1 protein-coding gene is annotated in these 382 nt (G+C 70.2%); it reads left to right on the top strand.

Annotation, left to right across the window (positions count from 1 at the left end):
- Positions 1 to 97 precede the first annotated feature (97 nt).
- A partial coding sequence (locus tag PUR71_RS02920; protein WP_329924706.1) for a hypothetical protein occupies positions 98 to 382 on the top strand: 285 nt, incomplete at its 3' end.

Here is a 382-nt window from a genome sequence, read left to right as displayed (position 1 = left end):
GGGGCGGGAGGAACTGCTGTCCGGTCTGCGGGCGATGGCGGCGGGGGAGCCCGCGAACTCCGTCCAGACTGGCTCAGCCCACACCGAAGAAGCAGACGTGATGTTCTTCATCCCCCGCCAGCTCACGAATAAGCCCGTCATGGTACGCGAACTCAACACCACCTCACCGGAGTTCCGCACCGCGAGCGAGGAAAACGACGCCACGAAGCCCGAGAACACCGACACGTCGCTGGAGGACGACCACAACGACGCGCCCCCCGCGGGGCACCCCCCGGTGCCGGTCCAGGTGCTCGCCCTTGCTCCGCACGCCGGCGGTCGTCCTGGCCGTCAGGGCGTGTCCTGCGTGGCCCTCGGCGTCGGCGGGTTCGGTGGCCTCGAGGGG

Source organism: Streptomyces sp. SP17BM10 (assembly GCF_036322405.1).
Lineage (GTDB): Bacteria > Actinomycetota > Actinomycetes > Streptomycetales > Streptomycetaceae > Kitasatospora.
Note: the sequence above shows the minus strand (reverse complement) of the source record. Positions and strands in the feature narration are given on the sequence as shown.